The sequence below is a fragment of the Rhodococcus sp. EPR-157 genome, from assembly GCF_001647195.1.
Taxonomy (GTDB): Bacteria; Actinomycetota; Actinomycetes; order Mycobacteriales; family Mycobacteriaceae; genus Rhodococcoides.
Map to the genome: position 1 here is coordinate 1 of NZ_LVCV01000111.1, position 3989 is coordinate 3989.

The 3989-nt window shown below is 62.3% G+C and carries 5 protein-coding genes; all 5 read right to left on the minus strand.

The window, feature by feature from the left end; all coding sequences use genetic code 11:
* On the minus strand, nucleotides 1-511 hold a 511-nt coding region (locus A2J03_RS04490; protein ID WP_156520197.1), incomplete at its 3' end, for an ABC transporter ATP-binding protein.
* Nucleotides 512-1642 carry an ABC transporter ATP-binding protein gene (locus A2J03_RS04495; RefSeq protein ID WP_068370229.1) on the minus strand — a complete coding sequence of 377 codons (1131 nt, stop codon included), beginning with the start codon at nucleotides 1640-1642 and terminating at the stop codon, nucleotides 512-514. It lies immediately after the preceding gene.
* A complete protein-coding gene (locus tag A2J03_RS04500) occupies nucleotides 1642-2508 on the minus strand; it encodes a carbohydrate ABC transporter permease (protein ID WP_068370231.1) in 867 nt (288 codons plus the stop codon). Before A2J03_RS04500 ends, A2J03_RS04495 begins: the two co-directional genes overlap by 1 nt.
* 1 nt (nucleotide 2509) lies before the next feature.
* Nucleotides 2510-3457: a carbohydrate ABC transporter permease gene (locus tag A2J03_RS04505; protein ID WP_068370233.1), complete on the minus strand. Its 948-nt coding sequence runs from the start codon at nucleotides 3455-3457 to the stop codon at nucleotides 2510-2512.
* Nucleotides 3458-3481: 24 nt separating this feature from the next.
* The coding region (locus tag A2J03_RS04510; protein WP_156520198.1) for an extracellular solute-binding protein at nucleotides 3482-3989 on the minus strand (508 nt) is incomplete at its 5' end.

Sequence of the window (3989 nt, forward strand, 5' to 3'; positions counted from 1 at the left end):
GGAGAACCGGAGGGTTGCGGACGAGTGCTCGCGCCAATGCGACACGCTGCTTCTGTCCGCTCGACAGTCCGGCCGGACGCAGATCCATCAGATCCTGCATCTCGAGTCGCTGAGCGATCGAATCCACCAGCGCGCCTGCGTCCTTCACCTTGCGCGCTTTGAGTCCGTACGCCAAGTTCTCGCGGATCGACAGCGGTGGGTAGAGCGCGTAGCTCTCGAATCCGACGCCGACCTCACGCTTGCCTGGCGGTAGATCCGTGATCGTGCGATCGCCGATCCGAATCTGCCCACTCGTGACAGTCTCCAACCCAGCGATCATTCGCAGCGTCGTCGTCTTGCCGCAGCCCGACGGACCCAGCAGCGCGACGAGTTCGCCGGGCTCGATGGACAGATCGATCCCCTTGACCGCCTTGAACTCCTCTCGTCCCCGGGAGGAGTAGGTCTTGACCAGATTGTCGAGCGTCAAGCTCTGTGCGACGGTGGTGCGGCTCGCGGTCTGTGTCGCAGTCATCTACTGCTCCTTCTGATCTGCGGCGCCGAGTCGGCGACTCTCGGTGTCGGACCCTCCGTCGGCGCCCGCGAAGATGTGGATGTCGGCGGCGTCGACCGATACGGTGACCTTCGCCCCTTCGGTCACATGCCGTCCGCCCTTGGACAATGCAATGAGGGTTGTTCCGCCGAGATCGACGGACACCTCGACGTCACGTCCCAACCTTTCGGCGAGTACGACGGTGCCGTGGAGATTCACCTTTCCCGGGTCGTTCGATGCGTCGGCGAGAACGTCGACGTCACACGGACGGATACCGATCCGCGCAGGATCTCCTGCGCCCAGATCGAGTGCGCGCGGCACCTGGATCTCGAGCGAGCTGCCCAGCACTCGAAGGGCTCCGTCGTCGACGATCGCGTCGTAGAGGTTGATCTCGGGTTGTCCGAGCGCTTTGGCCACGAAGGTGTCCGCCGGTGTCCGCCAGATGTTCTCGGGGGTGTCCACCTGCACGACGCGACCCTCGCGGAGAATCGCGATGCGGTCCCCGAGAGCGAGTGCTTCCTGGTAGTCGTGGGTGACGTAGACCGTCGTCGTCTTGGACATCTCGCCGAGCTGCCGTAGCTCGACGCGCATCGCGGCGCGCAGTTTCGCGTCGAGATGCGAGAGCGGCTCGTCGAGTAGGTAGACATCCGCCGGCCGAACCAGCACTCGACCGAGAGCGACGCGCTGCCGCTGACCGTTGGAGAGCTCCCTCGGAAAGCGCGCGAGCAGATGGTCGATGCCGAGCGTCGTCGTCACCGACTTGATCCGCTCGGTCTGCTCTGCCTCGCTGTACTTGCCCGTGCGCCCGGACTTCAGCGGCGACGCGAGGTTCTGCGAGACGGTCTTCTGCGGGTACAGTGCGTAGCTTTCGAACGCCATGGCGACGTTGCGGTGGTACGGCTCGACCGCGGTCATGTCCTCGCCGCCGATGTGCACGGCACCGTCGTCGACATCGACGAGTCCTGCAATGGATTTGAGAGTTGTGGTCTTGCCCGCACCGGACGGCCCGAGGATGACGAAGAATTCGCCGTCCGCGATGTCGAGGTCGATTCCGTCGATGCCGACCTTCTTGCCGTACTTCTTGCTGAGTCCCTTGACTGCCAACTGCGCCATCAGGATTTCACCGCCCCGAACGAGAGACCGCGAACCAGGTAGCGCTGAATGGTCAGCGCGAGGATCAGCGGTGGGAGTGCTGCGATGACGGCCGCCGCCGCAGTGAGGTTGTAGTAGGCCTGTCCGCCGCCGCCGAGGTACTTGGTGATCGCGACGGTGACGGTGCTCGCGTTGCTGTCCGACAGGATCAACGGGAAGACGTAGTTGTTCCACGCGAAGATGAACGCGAGCAGAGCCGCTGCGGCGATGCCCGGGCGCACGAGCGGCAACGCCACCATGACGAAGGCGCGGGTGCGGGTGTAGCCGTCGAGAAGTGCGGCTTGTTCCAGATCCTCGGGAAGATCTTGGAAGTAGGACCGCAGGATCCACACCACGAGCGGCATCGTCACCAGTTGCAGGACCCAGATCATGCCGACCTTGGTGTCGAAGAGCCCGATCTGGTTGTAGATGACGAACAGAGGGACGATGACCATCAGCTCGGGCGCGAAACGGAACGAGAGCATCTGGAACATCAGATCGTTGCTGCCTCGGTACTGCCACCGTCCGGCGGCGTAGGCCGCGGGGATTCCGATGACGAGCGAAACGATCACGGCGCCACCGCAGTTGATCAAGCTGGTGAGCAGCGACGATGTGAAGTCTACGCTGGTGAGATCGGTTCCGCGCTGACTGAGCACCGTACCGAAGTTCTCGAATGTCGGGGAGAACGAGAAGTAGGTACTCGTCTGTTCGGCGTCGGTCTTGAGTGCGAGGAGCACCATCCACACGATCGGAAACAGCGAGAACACGAACCACACCAGCAGCACGACGTCTGCTGCGATCGACGCCGGCGTGAACCTTCGCTGTCCGGGAAGCAATTCCTTGGCCATGTCAGTTCTCCGCTCCAGCGGCACGCCGCTGTGCTTTGCCGAGCACGCTCACGAGGAAGCGTGCAGTGATGAACACGAGGATCCACAGCAGGAACATGTAGGTGCTGCCGCGGGAGTAGTCGAGGTTGATGATCGAGTCCTCGAATGCGCCGATCTGCAACGACCGCGTCGCCACACCGGGTCCACCTGCGGTGAGAACCCATGGCACATCGAAGAACTTGAGGTTGTCCATGAATCGGAAGATCACCGCGACGAGGATGTACGGCCACAGCATCGGAAGCATGAGCCTGCGGAACATGTAGAACCAGCTTGCCCCATCGACCTCGGAGGCCTCGAAAGGTTCCTTCGGAAGCGATCTGATACCGGCGAGGACGAGGATGGCCACGAAGGGGGTGAAGATCCACAGGTCGACGAGAATGACCGAGAACAGCGCGTTCTGACTGCTCAACCAGTCGAAGGTATTACCCAGCCCCAGAACATGGTTCAGCACACCGAACTGCGGATTGAACATCAGCTTCCAGACGACCGCCGCGATCACCGGTGCGATCATCAGCGGCAGAATCAGGACCTTCTCGAAGATGCGGCCGACGATCGACGATCGGTTCAGCAGCAACGCGATGATGACACCGATGACCGTCTCGACGAGCGTCGCAACGACGGCGAACGTCCCGGTCACCCGCACACTGGACCAGAATTGCGCGTCGCCGAGCACACTCACGTAGTTCGCGAACCCCACGAACACCGGATTCGGGTTCACGGCAGCGTAATTGAGGAACGAATACCAGGCGCCGACGAAGAACGGATACAGAATGCCGATGACGATCAGGACAGCGGGAACCGACAGCAGGTACGGACGCAGCCTACGACGCCAGCGCGGCACTTCCGGCTTGCCGGAGGCCTTCGGAGCAGGTGCGTCCGTCGTGCGCCTTCCTTCAGTCTGAGTGGCCATGACCTACCTCTTTCTCGGATGTGCTCACAGGTTCACCTTCGAGGTGTTGGTTTTGGCCAGTCCGTCGAGACGCGACTGCGCGTCGTCTCCGCCGTAGATGTCCTGCAGCGCCGACGCCCAGTTCTGCGTGGTGTCGAAGAACTTCTTCTGCGGAGTGAACTGAATCTTGGACTGATCGATGACGGTTTCGAAGGTCTCGAGGTAGCCCGCCTGATCGGCGACTTGATCCTTGAACACGCCGTCGAACACCGACTTCCGAACCGGATCGGCGTAGATGCCGCCCTGCACGGCCTTCGACATCGCCTCCTTGCCGGTTGCCCACTGCATGAACAGCCAGGCTGCGTGCTTGTTCTTCGACATCGAGTTCATTGCCAGCGACCACGTCCACAGGTTGGTGGCATAGCTTCCGTCGGGTCCCGCAGGTCCCGGGTACCAACCGATGTTGCCGGCCTGAGCCGACGCCCCCGGCTTGTTCTTGGGGTACGTCGCGCTGTCCGCGTCGAAGACCATCATGGCGGTTCCGTCACCGAGA

Bases quoted from the DNA above. Each gene is read 5' to 3' on its own strand.
- A2J03_RS04495 (WP_068370229.1), bottom strand. From the start codon at position 1,642: ATGGCGCAGTTGGCAGTCAAGGGACTCAGCAAGAAGTACGGCAAGAAG.
- A2J03_RS04500 (WP_068370231.1), bottom strand. From the start codon at position 2,508: ATGGCCAAGGAATTGCTTCCCGGACAGCGAAGGTTCACGCCGGCGTCG.
- A2J03_RS04505 (WP_068370233.1), bottom strand. From the start codon at position 3,457: ATGGCCACTCAGACTGAAGGAAGGCGCACGACGGACGCACCTGCTCCG.